The following is a 16,440-nucleotide window of genomic DNA, read 5'->3' as shown; positions in this document are numbered from 1 at the left end:
CGTTTTGCCTTCCCTTGTGGAGGGACGCATGAGCGAAACGGGTGCGACGGCAGGCCGTCAAAACAGCACGACACAAAGCCCTCCGCGTAGCGGAGCCGCAGAGAACGAACCCAGCAACCCATCGGCTTTTGAGCGCACTATGAAACAGCTGCGCGGCAATCCGCTTGTGGTGGTACTGGTGGCGGCTGCCGCGTCCATCGCGGTGGTGGCGGCCCTTTTCATGTGGGCCAGCAGTCCCGACTACCGGGTGCTCTACAGCAATCTCAGCGAAGCCGACGGCGGCCGAATCATCACTGAGCTAGATACCCGCGGCGTTCCTTACCAGTTCAGCCAGGGCGGCCAAGCACTGCTAGTCCCGAGCGACCAAGTGCACACGCTGCGCCTTCAACTGGCTGAGCAGGGTCTCCCGCAAGGGGGCAATCTTGGCCTTGAACTCATGGAAACCCAGGCGTTCGGGATCAGTCAGTTTGCTGAGCAGGTCAACTTCCAACGCGGCCTGGAAGGCGAGCTTGCTCGCTCCATCGAGTCGCTTGGCCCCGTCGAAGGCGTGCGGGTTCACCTATCCATGGCGAAGCCGTCGGTGTTCATCCGCGACCGCGAGCCTGCTAAAGCGTCGGTGGTGCTGACCCTGCTGCCGGGTCGAGTGCTGGGCGAGGGACAAGTGAGCGCCATCGTTCATATGGTCTCCAGCAGCGTGCCAGAGCTTGCTATCGAAGACGTCACCGTCGTCGATCAAAACGGGCGTCTCCTCACGGCCAACAGCGCCCAGGGGGGTGACCTCGACGGCACTCAGTTGGCGTACATCACGGAAGTCGAGCGCTCTTACCAGCAGCGTATCGAAAACATCCTGTCGCCCATCATGGGCAGTGATAACGTGCGCGCCCAAGTAGCCGCGCAGATCGATTTTTCACGTCGTGAGCAGACCTCCGAGCGCTATAGCCCCAACCAGGCACCCAACGAATCAGCCGTGCGCAGCCGTCAATTGAGCCTCTCTTATGATGGCGAAGACCCTCTTGCCACCGGCATTCCCGGCGCCCTCAGCAACACCCCGCCGGGTGTGGCGCCCTCCCCGATCAATCAGCCCGATGCCGAAGAGGGCGATGGCGAAGGAGACGGCGAGGCCGAACCGGGCGCGTTACGCAATCTGCGCCAAGAAGACGTCGTGAATTACGAAGTTGATCGTAGCATCGAGCACATTCAGCATCGTCTGGGCCAAGTGCAAAGACTCTCTGCAGCGGTCGTGGTCAACTTCCGTAACGTCACGAACGAAGAGGGCGAAGTAGAGCAAGTGGCCCTCAGCGCCGAAGAGATCGCACAAATCGAGCGCTTGGTTCAGCAGGCCATGGGGTTCTCTGAGCTGCGAGGCGATCAGGTAGAAGTGGTGAATACGCCCTTTGCTGGCGACGATGACACTCGCGTCGAGCCTGTTTGGTGGCAACACCCCGACAACATCGCCATGGCAGCGACCTTGGGTCGCTACCTTCTTGTTGCTATCGCTGCCCTACTGCTCTATTGGCTGATTTTGCGTCCGCTGATCAAACGCTATACGCAACCCCCGGTCATGGCGGCTGCCATGCCTGGCGGCACGCTGAACACCAGCGTAGGCGGTGAAGAGGACGAGCAAGAAGGCAGCGAAGGCGAGGGCGACGAGGAAGACACCTACAGCAACAAGCCCAAGCGTCGTCGTAAAACGTCGCTCTACGAACACAATCTTAACGACCTGCGGGAGATGGCCCAGGAAGATCCTCGCATGGTCGCTATGATCATTCGCAGCTGGATGAACGCCAATGACTAGCATTGCTGAAATGAGCGGCGCACGTAAAAGTGCCATTCTCCTGCTGGCACTGGATGAAGACAGCGCCGCCGAGGTCTTCAAGTTCCTCAGCGCCAGCGAAGTGCAAGAGATCAGTACCGAAATGGCACGGCTTCACCAAGTTTCGCATGAAGACATGAAAGCCGTGCTGGAAGCGTTCCACCGTGAAACCGAAGAGTTCGTGGCGCTGAACCTCAACTCGAGCGAGCACATTCGCTCGGTGCTGACCAAAGCGCTCGGCAGTGAGCGGGCTACCAGCCTCATCGAAGACATTCTCGAAACCACGGGCGAAAATTCAGGTATCGATGCCCTGAACCTGATGGAAGCGTCCATGGTCTCCGAACTCATCCGCGACGAGCACCCGCAGATCATTGCCACCATTCTGGTACACCTGGACCGCCATCAGGCGGCCGATATTCTCGAGCTGTTCGAAGAGAAGCTGCGTAACGATGTCGTCCTACGGATTGCGACGTTCAGTGGCGTACAGCCAGCGGCTCTCCAAGAGCTCACCGAGGTACTCACCAGCATGCTCGACGGTCAAAACCTCAAGCGCAGCAAGATGGGCGGCGTAAGAACGGCCGCAGAGATCCTCAACCTGATGAACTCTTCTCAGGAAGAGGTGGCCATCGAAACCGTTCGCTCGCACAGCGAAGACCTTGCCCAGAAGATCATCGACGAGATGTTCCTCTTCGAGAACCTGCTGGACCTGGACAACCGCGCCATTCAGATGGTCCTACAGGAAGTCGAAACCAACTCCTTGGTGGTGGCCCTCAAGGGTGCCCAGGACGCGTTGGTGGACAAGTTCCTGCGCAACATGTCCCAGCGCGCCGCCGATTTGGTACGCGAAGACATGGAAGCCCGTGGCCCCATTCGCGTCTCTCAGGTAGAAACCGAGCAGAAAGCGATCCTGCAGATCGTCCGCCGTCTGGCCGATTCCGGAGAGATCGTCCTAGCGGGCGGAGACGACGAGTATGTCTAATACGCATACGCCAGAGTTTGATCGCCACGGCGAGTGGCGGCGCTGGCAGATGGACGAGCTGGCAGCGCCCAGCCGTGCACAGCCTGACAGCCGCGCCGCCGTGCCAAGCGAGCACCAGCGTAAAGTCGAGGCCGCCCGGCGCGCCGCAGAAGAGGCGCGTGCCCGTGAAGAGCAAGAGCGCCAAGAGATTTACGAACGTCTTCGCCAAGCTGCCGAAGAGGAGGGGTATCAGGCAGGGTTGACGCGTGGCCACGACGAGGGCTATGCCCAAGGACTAAGCGAAGGGCGTGAGCACGCCGCGCAAGAACTCAATGAACAGATTCGCAAGAGCGTGACCCCGCTAGCGGCTTTGGCCAAACAGTTTTCGGAGGCCCTCGAGCGTCTCGACGAAACCATCGCCCACGATCTGGCAGAGCTGGCGTTGACCACCGGTAAGCAGCTAGCAGGCGACGCACTAGACGCGCACCCCGAGCATATCCTCGCCATCGTGCGGGAACTGCTGCACACGGAGCCTCCACTGGTGGGTAAACAGCGACTGTGGCTCAACCCCACCGATCACGAGCTGGTCACCGAGCACTTAGGCAGCGAACTGGAAGCCGCCGGCTGGACGCTGCAACCAGACGACCAACTGACTCGGGGGGGTTGCCGCCTGACCAGTGCCCAGGGCGAACTGGATGCCACGTTCGAGAGCCGTTGGCACAGCGTTCAGGCTCAGCTCCGTAAACGCCATAGCGCGGCATCCTCGGGGTAATGCGATGAACCACCTCCGTTGCCCCCATCAACAGCGATGGCAAAAAGCCCTTCAGCGCACGACTCAGCGCGTTGGTCGGCTGCCGTATTACCGCTCTAGCGGTCGTGTGGTGCGTGCAACGGGCATGGTGATCGAAGTGGTCGGTTTACGCGTCGCCGTTGGCAGCGCCTGCCAGATCGAACTTCCGGGCGCAGATGGCCGCTTGAACGACAGCGATAAGCATGCCGAAGCCGAAGTCGTCGGCTTCTCGGGCGATAAGCTCTACCTGATGCCCCTCGAAGAAATTTCCGGCTTGATGCCGGGCGCACGCGTCACTCCCCTGGTCGATGGCAATGGTCACAGTGCGCGCCGCTTCCCGATCGGTGACGAGCTACTCGGGCGAGTCTTGGATGGTAATGGCAATCCGCTCGATGATCGTGAAGGCGTGGAGGAAGCTCCCCGCACGACGCTCCAATCTCGGCCGCTCAATCCGCTGTCACGTGCGCCCATCGAATCACAAATCGATGTTGGCATTCGCGCCATCAATGCACTGCTAAGCGTGGGTCGTGGCCAGCGCATGGGGCTATTCGCAGGTTCCGGCGTGGGTAAATCGGTTCTGCTGGGCATGATGGCGCGCTATACCCAAGCCGATGTGATCGTGGTGGGCTTGATTGGCGAGCGTGGTCGCGAAGTACAGGACTTTATTGACAATATTTTGGGGCCAGAGGGGCGTAGACGAGCAGTGGTTGTCGCTGCCCCTGCTGACACGTCGCCGCTACAGCGCTTACAAGGGGCTGCCTATGCAACGCGCATCGCCGAAGGGTTTCGCGATGCCGGTCGCAACGTGCTGCTGATCATGGACTCCCTGACACGCTATGCGATGGCACAGCGGGAGATCGCCCTCGCCATTGGCGAACCACCCGCCACGAAAGGCTATCCGCCGTCCGTCTTCGCCAAATTGCCTGGTTTGGTAGAGAGAGCCGGCAATGCAGAGCGAGGTGGCGGTTCGATTACGGCGTTCTATACCGTGCTCACCGAGGGGGATGACCAGCAGGATCCCATCGCCGACTCGGCCAGGGCGATCTTGGATGGCCATATCGTGCTGTCTCGCACGCTAGCCGAGGCTGGTCACTACCCTGCCATCGATATAGAAGCCTCTATCAGCCGTGCGATGACCGCCATCGTGACGCCAGCGCAGCAGCAAGAGGCGCGCACGTTCAAACAGATTTTTTCACGCTATCAGCGCAATCGCGATCTGATTAGCGTAGGTGCCTATAGCCCAGGACATGACCCTCGGCTAGACGAAGCCGTCAATCGCTTTCCTGACTTGGAGCGATTCCTTCAACAAAATATCGAGGAGTGTGCGACGCTTGAAGAGTCACGCCAAGCCCTGCACACGGTAGTGGGAGGCTAAATGAGTCATCAACAGCTCGATATGCTGACAGATCTCGCGCGCGATGCGCGCGATCAAGCCGGCAAACTGCTGGCGCAAGAGCGTCAAACGCAGCAGCAAACCGAAGCACAGTTACACTCGCTCAACCGCTATCGCGTCGAGTATGCCGAGCGTTTACAGCAGGCCATGCGTGACGGTATCGACCCCGCTACCATGTACAACTATCAACAGTTCTTGGCGTCGCTGGACGCCGCCCTGAGCCGTGCCCGGCAAGCGTTGGCGGCGCAGCAAAAACGCGTGCAACAAAGCCAACAGCACTGGCAGCAGGAGCAGCGCAAACTCTCCTCTTACGATACACTGGCCTCGCGTCGGTTATTAGAGGAGCACCGCCGCCAAGCACGCCACGAGCAAAAAGTGAGCGATGACATGGTGACTAACCGTCTGGCTCGTCAGCAGTCTGATAAACCCCTTTAGCGTCGCGTCAGGAAGCCTATTCATGAATATTCAACTGTTACTTTCTGCGAATCCTAGTCAGGGAAGTGGCGCGTCGACGTCGCAGACGACGGGGGCTCAAAGCGTCTCGAACGGCCTTTTTCGTCAAGCCATGCTGCAGGCCAACGAAGGACAACCGCGATTGCCCCAAGCGCTTTCTGCCAGCTCGGCACCTACTTCGCAGGCAACGACCGATCTAAAAGAGTTCGCGGCACTGCTAGACTCACTGGGCATTGAGCTTGATCAAGAAGGTTTGGCAGCGCTATTTGCGCAGCTGCAAAACACAGAGCAACCCTCTGCAGAGCAGCTGGCGACGCTGCCAAGCGTGCTCAACGGCACGACCGATGCTTCTCTGTCAGCGCTGGATGAAATCGCCAGCCGTCTCTCGTTGGTCGCAGCGTTTAGTGATTCGCCAGCTCAATCGAGCGCATCCACGACAGACACCTTGTCGATTGCCGACATTGCAGAGCAGTTAGCGATCAGCCACCAGGACGCTGCCGCCCTGGTGACCGCCTATCAACAGCTCACTGCCAACACGGACACGGCGGGGTCTCGCCAGCGTGTTGACACACTCAATCAGCAAATTGCCGCGCTACTCAGTCACACGCCCGCCCATTCCCCCACGGAGGGCAAGCCAGCCACCCCTGGCACGTTAACGGCACCGACGCTGCCAACACCCCCGCCTTACCCAGGGATCAGTAGCGAGGCCATCGCGAGCGCTCTGGCGGTCAGCAGTGGTGCAAGCGAGGGAACTGCGCGGTTTAGCAGTGCAGGCGAGCTAGCCTTGAACTTACCGGGCACCGGCAACGGTGCCACCCCAGCTTCGACACCTATCGCCGCGTCATCGAGCACGTCCCTGCCCTCATCCATTGGGACGCCAGTGTCGCATCCTGCGTGGCCATCACAGCTTGGCCAGCAGCTCGTGCAATTTGCCCAACGAGGCGGTGAGCAACACATTCAAATGAAGCTGCACCCAGCCGAGCTAGGACCGCTCTCCATTTCACTGAAGATGACCGAACATGGCGCTCAAGCGCATTTCCTGTCGGCTCATGCGCAGGTGCGCCAAGTCGTAGAGCAAGCGATTCCACAGCTTCGCGAAGCGCTGGCAGAACAGGGAATTTCGCTAGGAGAGACCTCTGTAGGTGAGCAAAATGCCTCCAACGAGCAAGCTTTCGCCCAACAAAGCGGTGGCGGTGCCTCGGGTGATGGCAGCAGCGTAGAGGGCGACATCGGAGCGCCTACGTCGGAAAGCACGCCCGTGACGCTGGATGGGCGAGTCGACCTGTATGCGTAAGGCAACGTATGCCTTGGTCATGACGTACGTAGTAATGATCGGATTAACTAGCTAAACCAAAAGATAGGCTCCCCAAGGAAGCCTGTTCGTTTCTTCACCATCACTCGCGTTAGGCATAATGCTTGGCTAGCGTCATGCGTGAACATCATGGGAACAACAATGGCAGAATCAAGCGGCGGATCAAAAAAACTGCTTTGGGTAATGATCGTTCTTGTCTTGCTCTCCTCTGCAGGAGCAGCAGCAGCGATCTATCTCGTACTCGACCAGCGCGATAACAGCGCCGAGGGTGACGCTCAGCAGCAAACGGTGGAGCACACCCCTCCGGTGTTTACCCAGATCGAGCCCTTTACCGTCAACTTAGCGGATGACCGCTACGGGTCACGCCTTCTCTATACAGGCATTACCCTGCGTGTTGGTAACGAGGAGAGCAAGGCGCTCATCGAAGAGCACATGCCGCAAGTGCGTAGCCGTCTCCTGATTCTTTTATCCGGCAAGCAGGCAGAACAGCTGACTTCGACCGAAGGTAAAGAGACGCTCGCCCAAGAGATCATTCGCCGATTGAGCGTTCCGCTAACGGAAAACCAGCCTCCCTTGGATCTTCGGGAAGTGCTGTTTACCGAATTTATTGTGCAATAGCCTAGGGAACGGGAGCCGTTCATGTCGCAGGACGATCTACTGTCCCAGGAAGAGATCGATGCCTTACTCAAAGGCGTCAGCGGAGATGACGAGCCGTCGGCAACGTCGTCTCCAACCCAGGATGAGTCGCGGATTCGCCCCTATGACCCGTCGACACAACACCGGGTCATTCGCGAGCGTCTGCACGCGCTCGACTTTATCAACGAACGCTTTGCTCGTTACTTCCGCAACGGGCTGTTCAACCTGATTCGCCGTAGCTCTGACATTACTGTCGAGTCAGTGCGCTACCAAAGCTTCAGTGACTTTTCACGCAACGTACCGGTGCCGACCAACCTCAACATCGTGTCGATGAAACCGCTGCGTGGCTCGGGTCTTGTCGTTTTCCCACCAAACCTGGTCTTCATGGTGGTAGACAACCTGTTTGGGGGCGACGGACGCTTCGTTACCAAGTCGGATGGGCGCGAATTTACGAATACCGAACAGCGCATTATTCAGCGTTTATTGAATCTTGCCATCGATGCGTATCAAGAAGCTTGGAAAGTGGTCTATCCGATCGATGTCCACTTTTTACGCTCCGAGGTACAGTCGAAGTTTGCCAACATTACCAATTCACCCAACGAAATCGTGGTGAATACCAAGTTCAACATCGAAGTTGGCAATCTCTCGAGCAGCTTCCAAGTCTGCATGCCCTACGCCATGATCGAGCCGCTGCGCGACTTGCTGGTCAACCCGATCAACGACAGCAACCACGATAGCGACGGTTCTTGGTCACGCCGAATGGCCAGCGAGCTACGCCAGTCGGAGGTGGAGCTGGTCGCGGAATTTGCACAAATTCCCAGCCGTATCGCTCAGGTAATGGGACTGAAAAAGGGGGATGTCTTGCCGGTGGATATTCCCAGCACGATTACTGCACGCGTTGATGGGGTCCCCGTCATGGAGTGCGAGTACGGTAGTCAGCGTCAGCAGCGCGCGTTACGGGTGCTACGTATGATCGACCATGCTGCTATGAATAACGTATCGTCCAAGGACTTTATTAAAGGTTCAACGCGACAGAAAGCCAAGGAATCCAAAGCATGACTGACCCTAACAAACCCGATCAAAAAGTCTCTGATGACGATTGGGCGGAAGCCATGTCTGAACAAGAAGAGCCCTCCTCTGACGCGGATGCCGCCAGCGAAGACGAGGACCCCTGGGCAGCCGCCATGGCGGAACAGGAGGCAGCCGAGCAATCCGATGCAGAGGATGAGCCCGAACCCGAGCCGCCCCAGGCCAAATCCGCCAGCGACGAGGTATTCCGCCCGCTGAGCGGTGAGCAGGGTAGCGCCCCTTCTCGTGATCTCGAAATGATCATGGATATTCCGGTCAAGCTGACGGTGGAGCTGGGTCGTACGAAGCTTACGATCAAACAGCTGCTAGAGCTGGCACAGGGTTCCGTCATCGAGCTAGAAGGCCTGGCCGGGGAGCCTATGGATATCCTGATCAATGGTTATCTGATTGCCCAGGGCGAAGTGGTCGTCATCGAAGACAAATACGGTATCCGCATTACGGAAATCATTACGCCCTCCGAGCGGATTCATAAACTCAACCGATGAGCGTGGCAACCTCCAGCGCCCAATCCTCGGTGGATGCACTAAGCGGCGGCGACGCTCTCATTGGTATGGCGGCACTGGGCAAAACCGCCGCTGCGCTTGCGCTGGTGATTGCGATCATTCTGCTCTGCACCTCGCTGCTCAAGCGCTGGCAACAGCATCGTTTCGACCAGGGCGCGCGATTGCGGATCGTCGGAACCACCGCAGTGGGTAACCGCGAACGCGTCGTCGTGGTCGAAGTGGAAGACACGTGGCTGGTACTGGGCGTGAGCAGCGGTCGCATCAGCAAGTTGCATGAGCGGCCGGCACCGGCAAACCGCCCCCACACACCCGAAACTCCGCCGTCTCGTTTCGCTCAGCGCTTGGCCAATGCGCTGGCCAAGAACCGTGACAAAAGCGACCGCTCCCCTTCAGACTCTCAGCACTCACCATGACACACGTTTCGTATGTTGCTCGGCTCTTTTCGCGTCGCTGGTGGCTATTTGCGCTACTGCTTGCGGGCGGTCTGATGGCCTTCCCCGCCGCAGCACAGCAGTTACCCGGCCTCGTCTCACAGCCCACCGAAGATGGCGGGCAGCAGTGGTCACTCTCGTTACAAACGCTGCTTTTTTTAAGCTCTCTGGCCTTCTTGCCAGCGATGCTGTTGATGATGACCAGCTTTACGCGCATTATCATCGTGCTTAGCCTACTGCGTACCGCCATGGGCACACAGGCAACGCCGCCCAATCAGGTGCTGCTGGGTATTGCACTGTTTCTGACGTTTTTTATCATGTCTCCCGTGTTGAATCAGGTGTACGACACCGCCTGGGTGCCTCTCACGGATGAGGTGATCAACTTCGAAGAGTTTCTACTGCGTGCTCAACTCCCATTTCGTGAGTTCATGCTGGCTCAAACACGGGAACCTGATATTGCTTTGTTCGTTCGCCTCGCCGATATCGGCCCTCTGCAAGGTCCAGAGGAGCTACCGATGCGCGTATTGCTCCCCGCCTTTGTCACCAGCGAACTCAAAACGGCGTTTCAAATTGGCTTTACCATTTTCATTCCTTTTTTGATTATCGATTTGGTGGTGGCCAGTACGCTGATGGCGCTGGGGATGATGATGGTGCCTCCTGTCACCATCTCACTGCCTTTCAAACTCATGCTCTTCGTGTTGGTCGATGGCTGGCAGCTCATCATTGGCTCGCTAGCAGAAAGTTTTTACATGATTTAACGTCGCAGGGCGCGGCAAGGAGCATCTATCCATGACACCCGAAATGGTGATGAGCGTCGCTTATCAAGGCATGCGCGTAACGCTGTTCCTGGCAGGCCCCATGCTACTCGCCGCCCTTTTTACGGGCCTCATTATCAGCTTGTTTCAGGCGGCCACTCAAATTAACGAGATGACGCTCACGTTCATTCCCAAGATTCTGGCTGTTTTTGCCGTTTTAGTGCTGGCGGGCCCCTGGCTCATTGGCTTGATTACCGATTTCACAACGCGCCTGTTCACCAATATCCCTGCAATGGTGATGTAAGCAGTGGTCGAGGTCACCTTTGCACAGTTACAAGGATGGCTGGTTGCCTTCTTTTGGCCTTTCGTACGCATTACGGCGTTTATGACGGCCACCCCGCTCTGGGGACACTCCAGCATTCCCACACCAGCAAAGGTGTCGTTAGCGGCTGTCATTGCCATCGTCATTGCGCCGGTGCTGCCTCCCATGCCCGCCGTACCGCTCATGTCGTGGGCAGGCCTTGGCATCATCATCGAACAAATGCTGATCGGCATCGCGATTGGGCTGGTCATGCATGTCGTATTTGCTGTCGTGCAGGCCGCCGGTGAGTTTATCGGTTTACAGATGGGTCTGGCCTTTGCGAGCTTTTTCGACATGTCGAGCGGCACGAACATCATGGTGCTATCACGTATTCTCTACATGATCACGCTGCTGATGTTTCTCGCGTTTAATGGGCATTTGATGGTACTAGAGACGCTGGTGATGAGCTTTCAAACGCTCCCCATCGGGGTTGGCAGTTTAAATCCGAATGCCTTCGAGTTGCTGGCAAGGTATGCAGGGACAATTTTTGCCTCCGGCATGCTGCTCGCCCTTCCGTTGGTGGCTTCGCTGCTGATTATTAGCTTATCGCTAGGTATCTTGAACCGCTCAGCGCCGCAGCTGACCGTTTTCAATATCGGCTTTCCTACGTCGTTGACCGTTGGCATCGTCCTGCTAATGGTATTGATGAGTGATATTGGCAGCTTTCTGCAACAGCTGTTTAGCCAAGGCATCAGCTTCACCCAAAGTCTTATCGAAACGATGGCACCCTTGAACTAAAAAGCCCCGGCATGATGGCCGAGGCTTTCCATAAAACGTTACACGCTGGAAGACTACATGAAGTCGAACAGCGACATGCCTTTGATATCTACGAACGCTTTCTGAGCCGCCTGAAGGCCTACTTGGCGCAAGCTGTACTCGGAAATAGCGTCGACATAATCGAGATCAACCAAGTCCGAAAGCGTTTGTTCGTAGTTGAGCATGCGGTTACTGCCAACTGCATCGATGACGTCTAGCTCGTTGAGCCGGGCACCGGCGGAGGCACGGACCGTCAATACGTTGTCCAACGAGTTATCCAACTCACGCATGGACGTGTTCAGCGTATTCCGCAGGGCTGCTTTCTGCGTGCCATTTTCTGCTGGCGTTTCTAGTACACGGATAGCCGCTTCCATCGTTTGAAACAGATCGGCCGAAAGCTGATCACTGCCAGGCTGAGCGACTAGGATTTCATCGCCAACCTCAGGCGCCCCTTTCAGAGTCAGGCTCACCCCTCCAAAACTCACTTGCTCGCCAGCTGACTCGTCGTAAGCTTGATCCTCAAGACCGGCGACTGGCTGCCAAGCAGCCCCATCGAACTGCTCGACGGTGTAAGTCGGGTTACCACCTCCATCTTCGTCGAAAAGAACGCGGAAGCTTTCACCATAATCTGGATCGTTGACATTGGTCACTTGTGGACCACTGAACGTCACGCTGCCCTGGTTGGCTGACTCGGCTTTGGCTATATAGCCTGCGCCGCTTGGCACTCCTTGGAAAATCGTCGCCCCATTTTCCGTCACGGGCATGAGGCGAGACGCATCGACGCGCTGAGCGCGCGCGTTCATATCACCGTTGTATTGGACGTTGCCAGCGGCAGACTTAACGAAGGGCGGAGCGTCGTCTTTGTAACCACCAAAGATATAGCGGCCGTTACCATCGGTGGCATTTGCCTGACCGATCATCGTCTCGTAAACACCCTTCAACTCACTGGCAATGGATTCACGGTCAACATCACTCAACGTATCGCTGGACGCTTGGATCAGCAGCGTCTTGGCGCTAGTCACCGCATCGCTAATACTGTTGAGAATGCTTTCCGTTTGTGCCAATGAGTTACGCGCAGATACACGAGAGTCTTCGTACTGCTGTGTGATGGCTTTCGACTGGTCGACACCTACCGCACGGGATGCCGCTTGTGGGTCATCCGACGGATTGACGACACGCCGCCCACTGGCAACTTGTTGCCCCACTTTCAAAAAGTCATTTTGCTGACGATTGATAGAAGCCGTACTCTGCTCATACATAGTGACCGTACTGACACGCATCGCCTAAGCTCCTATTAATTACGCAGATTCAAAATGGTGTCCATGATCGTACCGGCGGTATCGATCACACGGGCATTGGCTTGATAGAACTGTTGGTAACGAATCAAGTTGGCCGCCTCTTCGTCAAGGTTCACCCCAGACTCCGACTGCTGTACGGCGCGTAGTTGATCCGTCAGGCCCTGGCGTGCATCCAGATTGACCTGGGTAATGTTGGTGCGATTACCCACGTCACTGACAAGCGCGCCATAGGCACCGCTTACGGACGCGCTGCCGCCAACAATATCCTGACCTTGCAAATCTTGGAGCAATAATGCATTGCTATTATCACCCGCGCCTGCGGCAATCCAATCTGCAGGATCGTCATTAGGATTAATAGGTAAGCCCGCGGCAATTTTATCAGCATCAATAAGATTCACTTCCATACCGTTAGCGGCTCGACGAACGGGTTGTACCTCAAACTGATCCCCGTCGGCCGGCGTATTGCTAAACGTCATGGAGAGGCCGCCAAACGATAGCGTATTATTGGCAGCGTCCCAGCCTGTACCGATATCGACGTCTGCACCGCTATCGTTACGAGTCACGGTAGGTGCGCCGCCTGCAAAACTGACGGTGTAATCCGTTGCACGCAGCTGATCGATAGCATCAGCATCAAATTCGATGGCGTCGATCGTTACAGGGCTGTTGTCTTCGTAACTGTAGGCTTGTGGTGCGCGTACATTGAAGAAGTCGCCGCCCTGCTCGCCGTCCAAATCGACGCCTTGCTTGTGCTGTTCGTTAAATGCGACGGACAGCGATACGGCAAGCTGACCAACCTGGTTCTGCGTTTTATCGAGAGTTTCTGACCGGAATGTCATCAATCCCCCCAGCGCGCCCCCTTTGACCGTGGACTCGTCCAACTGAATCAGGTTACCGCCTCCATCGCGATATCCCACGATCGTCCGCTGAGGATCGTAGTCAGCCTGCACAGGTTCTAATTTGAACGAGCTGGTCCCCGTGACGAGCGGCTGACCGTTAGGCAAGCTAATGTTGTACGTCTTGCCATCCTGCACGTTCAGCCGTAAATCCATGCGCTCGTTGAGCTCGGAGACAAGAAAGTCGCGCTGGTTCAACAAGCTGTTGGGCGCTTCGCCCGTACGTGCGCGAGCCAATGCGATCTCTTTATTGAGACCGGCAATTTGCTCCACCGTATTGTTGACCTGAGTGATCTCATCTTTGATCTGGTTGTTGATGTTGCTTTGCATGTCCTGCAAGTAGCCATCGAACGAGCGGAACTGCGCACTCAGCGTGTTCGCCGTCCCAAGCACTCCCTGGCGTGCCGCAGGATCAGAGGGGGAGCTTGCCAGATCTTCCAGCGAAGAAAAGAACGTCTGCATGAGCGGGGAAAGACCCGCATCCCGGTCGGCTAGCAGGTTATCGATCTGCGAGACTTGGTTGTAGTACGTATCTAACGCGCTGGACTGGGTCTTGGCGTTATTGAGCTGATCGGCCACATAGGTATTGAACTGGCGCTCGATATCATCGACTCGGACACCCCCACCCACACGCCCTTCACCAAGCTGGGTCAGCTCGCGGTTGTAGCTAGGCGTATAGACGTTACTGATGTTGTTACTCGTGGTATTGAGGGCATTCTGCGCCGCGTTGAGGCCGCTTAAGCCGATCGAAAACATGCTCATGGTTCAATTCCTTAGGCCGATTTTCTACTTATCGGCAATACGCAGACAAACTTGAGGTGTCGCTAGCGAGAATCCGCTAGAAGGCTTCCTGCGGCATTTAATGGGCCCATGGTATTCATCACCGATACCAGCTTATCGGCGTAACGCGGATCGGTCGCATAACCGCCACGCTGCAGCTCACGTGCCGCCTGCTCGGCATTGGCCGCTTGCAAAACACCCGCATAGCGAGGGTTGTTGCCAATCAAGTTGGCATAATCGGTAAAGGCGTGCTCGAAAGAGTCGTACACACGGAAAGTATCGACGACTTGCGTACGGCGACCGTCCACGTACTCGTGGGTCACGATATCGGTGGTTTTGCCTTGCCACTGGCTACCCGCTTTAATGCCAAATACGTTGTAGCTGTTGCGGCCTTGCTGGGTGGCTATTTCATGCCGCCCCCAGCCTGTCTCCAGGGCTGCCTGCGCCAAAATAAGCTCGGCAGGCACACCGGTAGCGGCGCTGGCCGCCTGCGCAGGCGTGGCCAGCGTTTGCACGAACCGTGCGACATGCTCATGTGAAGACGCCGCCGGACGCGGGGCGTCTGCTAACGCGGCGGGGGCGCTGCTCACCTCTTCCTGTTGGCGAATAGCGTCCAGCTCGTCATAAAAACGCCCGCTGCCCGTACTGGCAGGCGCCTGGACGTTGTTAGGCTGTAGCGGATTGTCTAAAACGCGCGGCGTCCCACGGGGGATGCCTGCAATCAGTGCCTGAAGCTCTTGGTCCGGGTTGCTGGCTTGTCCAACCGCGCCTTGACGCTGCAACTGCTCCACTAGCGCATCGGCCAGACCAATGCCACGGGAAGCCATGACTTGGGACCACTGCTGGTCGAGCATGGATTGATAGAACGTAGTATCGCGACTCTCCAACAGTCCCGAGGTCGGCGTGGCATCCCGCATGCTTTTGACCATCATTTGGATGAACAAAGCTTCGAATTGCTGTGCCGCACCTTGCACACCGGCTTCAGGGTCGACGCGGGCATTGTGCTGCAGCCGCTGGAACCCGTTCATATCCAGCGCGAACTGGCTGGTCATATCGCCCATGCTCATCAGATGATCTCCAGCTCAGCACGTAAAGAGCCTGACGCTCTCAACGCTTCCAAAATCGACATCAAATCTTGAGGAGTGGCCCCCAACGCGTTCAATGCGTTCACCACGTCTGCCAAATCGGCGCCTTCGACGATTTGTAGATAGGCTTCTTGCTGTTCGATATCGATATCCGCGTCCGGCACGACCACGGTCTCGCCCTGCCCTAAGGGGTTAGGCTGGCTGACGCCAAACTGGGTATCGATCATGATGGAGAGGTTGCCATGCGCGACGGCAGCGCGACGAAGCGTCACTGCACTATTCATCACGACGGAGCCAGTGCGTGCATTCAGCACGACTTTGGCGGGCGCCTCGGTCGGTGTCACCTGGACGTTCTCGACGCGCGCCATGAAGTTGACCCGCTCATTGGCATCCATAGGGCCGTCCAGAGCGATGACACGGCCATTGCGTGCATAGGCGACGGATTGCCCAAACTCGCTATTAATCGCAGAAACCATACGCTGCACGGTCCCAAAGTCGGCATCGTTGAGCTGCAACTCCAATACTCCCCCGTTGCCTCCCAGGTTCAACGGCACTTCTCGCTCGACGAGGGCACCGTTGGGAATACGGCCTGATGCCTGCTGGTTGATCTGCACACTGCTGCCGCCCGCTTGTGCCCCCGCACCGCCTACCAGCATATTGCCCTGGGCAATCGCATACGTATCACCATCGGCACCTTTGAGGGGCGTCATAAGCAGCGTGCCACCGCGCAAACTGCTCGCGTTGGCAATGGAGGACACGACGATGTCCAAGCGTTGACCTGGACGAGAAAAGGGGGGCAGATCTGCTGTGACCATGACGGCGGCCACGTTACGCAGCTGCAGGTTGGTACCCGGCGGCACCGTCACACCCAACTGCGACAGCATGTTGGTCAAACTCTGACTGGTGAAGGGCGCTTGGGTCGTTTGGTCGCCGCTTCCGTCGAGACCCACGACCAAACCGTAACCGACTAATTGGTTATCACGAACGCCTGCAAAGCTTGCCAGCTCACGCACGCGCTCAGCGTGGGCCGGCAACATCACCAAACAGAGTGCCACGAACGCTGCGACACGCACGGTGGCTGTTAGACGTTGATACGCTTTCCACTGCATAGCCATTTCACCAGGTCTCTGTTGT

At 57.3% G+C, this 16,440-nt stretch carries 17 protein-coding genes; 13 read left to right on the top strand and 4 right to left on the bottom strand.

Annotation, left to right across the window (positions count from 1 at the left end):
• Nucleotides 1–28: 28 nt before the first annotated feature.
• From fliF to fliR, 13 genes are all read left to right on the top strand, one after another.
• A complete protein-coding gene (fliF, locus tag CTT34_RS00500) occupies nt 29–1,795 on the top strand; it encodes a flagellar basal-body MS-ring/collar protein FliF (protein ID WP_159340602.1) in 1,767 nt (588 codons plus the stop codon).
• On the top strand, nt 1,788–2,792 hold the full coding sequence (gene fliG / locus CTT34_RS00495; RefSeq protein ID WP_159340601.1) for a flagellar motor switch protein FliG: 1,005 nt from the start codon (nt 1,788–1,790) through the stop codon (nt 2,790–2,792). The genes fliF and fliG overlap by 8 nt, the downstream gene beginning before the upstream one ends.
• The gene (locus tag CTT34_RS00490) at nt 2,785–3,543 is read left to right on the top strand and encodes a flagellar assembly protein FliH (protein ID WP_159340600.1); all 759 of its coding nucleotides are present in this window, start codon (nt 2,785–2,787) and stop codon (nt 3,541–3,543) included. The genes fliG and CTT34_RS00490 overlap by 8 nt, the downstream gene beginning before the upstream one ends.
• A 4-nt stretch (nt 3,544–3,547) precedes the next feature.
• Nucleotides 3,548–4,936, top strand: coding sequence for a flagellar protein export ATPase FliI (gene fliI, locus CTT34_RS00485; protein WP_159340599.1), 1,389 nt, complete (start codon nt 3,548–3,550; stop codon nt 4,934–4,936).
• Complete coding sequence (gene fliJ / locus CTT34_RS00480) at nt 4,937–5,389, top strand: flagellar export protein FliJ (protein WP_159340598.1); 453 nt, start codon at nt 4,937–4,939, stop codon at nt 5,387–5,389. It abuts the gene before it with no gap.
• A 22-nt stretch (nt 5,390–5,411) separates the two neighbouring features.
• Nucleotides 5,412–6,701, top strand: a complete 1,290-nt coding sequence (locus tag CTT34_RS00475) for a flagellar hook-length control protein FliK (protein ID WP_159340597.1) — start codon at nt 5,412–5,414, stop codon at nt 6,699–6,701.
• Nucleotides 6,702–6,860: 159 nt separating this feature from the next.
• On the top strand, nt 6,861–7,337 hold the full coding sequence (fliL, locus tag CTT34_RS00470; RefSeq protein ID WP_159340596.1) for a flagellar basal body-associated protein FliL: 477 nt from the start codon (nt 6,861–6,863) through the stop codon (nt 7,335–7,337).
• Between the two features lie 21 nt (nt 7,338–7,358).
• Entirely contained in the window at nt 7,359–8,414 is a 1,056-nt protein-coding gene (fliM, locus tag CTT34_RS00465; protein WP_159340595.1) for a flagellar motor switch protein FliM, read from the top strand.
• The gene (gene fliN, locus CTT34_RS00460; protein WP_159340594.1) at nt 8,411–8,929 is read left to right on the top strand and encodes a flagellar motor switch protein FliN; all 519 of its coding nucleotides are present in this window, start codon (nt 8,411–8,413) and stop codon (nt 8,927–8,929) included. The genes fliM and fliN overlap by 4 nt, the downstream gene beginning before the upstream one ends.
• Nucleotides 8,926–9,360, top strand: coding sequence for a flagellar biosynthetic protein FliO (gene fliO, locus CTT34_RS00455; RefSeq protein WP_159340593.1), 435 nt, complete (start codon nt 8,926–8,928; stop codon nt 9,358–9,360). The genes fliN and fliO overlap by 4 nt, the downstream gene beginning before the upstream one ends.
• A gap of 74 nt (nt 9,361–9,434) precedes the next feature.
• Nucleotides 9,435–10,136 (top strand): flagellar type III secretion system pore protein FliP, encoded by a 702-nt coding sequence (gene fliP / locus CTT34_RS00450; protein WP_371825157.1) that lies wholly within the window; start codon nt 9,435–9,437, stop codon nt 10,134–10,136.
• 31 nt (nt 10,137–10,167) lie between these two features.
• Entirely contained in the window at nt 10,168–10,437 is a 270-nt protein-coding gene (fliQ, locus tag CTT34_RS00445; protein WP_044629584.1) for a flagellar biosynthesis protein FliQ, read from the top strand.
• Between the two features lie 3 nt (nt 10,438–10,440).
• Nucleotides 10,441–11,232: a flagellar biosynthetic protein FliR gene (gene fliR / locus CTT34_RS00440; RefSeq protein WP_159340591.1), complete on the top strand. Its 792-nt coding sequence runs from the start codon at nt 10,441–10,443 to the stop codon at nt 11,230–11,232.
• Between the two features lie 53 nt (nt 11,233–11,285).
• Here the strand turns inward: fliR and flgL are convergent, their stop codons facing one another.
• The 4 genes from flgL to CTT34_RS00420 form a co-directional block, all read right to left on the bottom strand.
• Nucleotides 11,286–12,530: a flagellar hook-associated protein FlgL gene (flgL, locus tag CTT34_RS00435; protein WP_159340590.1), complete on the bottom strand. Its 1,245-nt coding sequence runs from the start codon at nt 12,528–12,530 to the stop codon at nt 11,286–11,288.
• A 14-nt stretch (nt 12,531–12,544) separates the two neighbouring features.
• Nucleotides 12,545–14,203 carry a flagellar hook-associated protein FlgK gene (gene flgK, locus CTT34_RS00430; protein WP_159340589.1) on the bottom strand — a complete coding sequence of 553 codons (1,659 nt, stop codon included), beginning with the start codon at nt 14,201–14,203 and terminating at the stop codon, nt 12,545–12,547.
• A 62-nt stretch (nt 14,204–14,265) separates the two neighbouring features.
• Entirely contained in the window at nt 14,266–15,288 is a 1,023-nt protein-coding gene (gene flgJ / locus CTT34_RS00425) for a flagellar assembly peptidoglycan hydrolase FlgJ (RefSeq protein ID WP_159340588.1), read from the bottom strand.
• The gene (locus CTT34_RS00420; RefSeq protein WP_254436475.1) at nt 15,288–16,343 is read right to left on the bottom strand and encodes a flagellar basal body P-ring protein FlgI; all 1,056 of its coding nucleotides are present in this window, start codon (nt 16,341–16,343) and stop codon (nt 15,288–15,290) included. The genes flgJ and CTT34_RS00420 overlap by 1 nt, the downstream gene beginning before the upstream one ends.
• Nucleotides 16,344–16,440 lie beyond the last annotated feature (97 nt).

Source organism: Halomonas meridiana (assembly GCF_009846525.1).
Classification (GTDB): Bacteria; Pseudomonadota; Gammaproteobacteria; order Pseudomonadales; family Halomonadaceae; genus Vreelandella.
Note: the sequence above shows the minus strand (reverse complement) of the source record. Positions and strands in the feature narration are given on the sequence as shown.